At 61.6% G+C, this 911-nt stretch carries 1 protein-coding gene; it reads right to left on the bottom strand.

Annotated features, from left to right (window positions below; translation table 11 throughout):
* Positions 1–911: DUF6531 domain-containing protein (locus KJB29_RS19095; RefSeq protein ID WP_246562095.1), on the bottom strand; the 911-nt coding region annotated here is incomplete at both ends.

Below are 911 nucleotides of genomic sequence, written 5' to 3'. Positions count from 1 at the left end.
AGGGTGGCGACCGTGGCGACGATCAAGGCCGCGGCGTCCACGGGCTGGCGCTGGCCGAGGCCGAAGGGGGTGCTTGAGTGGGGCTCCACGTACAAGCGGTAATTGTGCGACCAGCCGTAGCCGAGGGAGTCGTTCATGTTGTTGTTGCCGCTGTTATAGGAACGCTTGAGGCTTAAGCCACCGGCCCCGCCGGACAGGGTCAGGTCGGTATTGCCGTACATCCAGAAGCCGGTCGCCATGTCGACGGGATCGAGACTGCTTGTCTTGGGCGTGATGGCGTCAGGACGGAGGTTCAGCTTCAATATATTATCAAGACTGGAGACCGAGATATTCCCCAGATTTCCGGCGTACCCGCCATTGTACCCCCCGGCGATGATCATCCCCACGTGCCGCGAAGTGCCCCCCATGTTGAAATCGATATACCCCTTGCCGGACCATACTTGCAGGGGGATCGTGCCGTTCTCCGGAAGGATGAGGGTGTTGCCGCTGGTGACGCTGGTCTGGAAGTCGTTCAGGTCCTGGGTGCTGTAGTTGGCAAGCTGCGGCTTGATGGCGGCGTAGTTGGCGGAGGTGACCAGGAAGGCCTTGTTCCCGGCGGCGTTGTTCAGTTGCAGAAGCTTCACCGTGGATACCGCCGGGCTGTTCGCCTGCATCTGTTCCAGCACGCCGTGCTCCATGGCGCTCGCCAGGTGACCGGTGGTTCTGAAGTAGGCATCCCGTGCAGCTGTGTCGCCGTGGATGGAGGAGACGGCGGACATCTGCGCCTTCACGTCGATGTAGTAGCCGGTTTCCTGCGCCACAATGCCGAAGCGGTGCTGGCGCAGATCAATGACTCCGCCGATCTGGCTCAGAAGGTTGGCGTCCAGGGTGGTGTCCCGCATCCAGGTCTGGCCGATGACGTTGAGGGATTC

This window comes from Geobacter grbiciae (assembly GCF_018531165.1).
Lineage (GTDB): Bacteria > Desulfobacterota > Desulfuromonadia > Geobacterales > Geobacteraceae > Geobacter > Geobacter metallireducens.
Note: the sequence above shows the minus strand (reverse complement) of the source record. Positions and strands in the feature narration are given on the sequence as shown.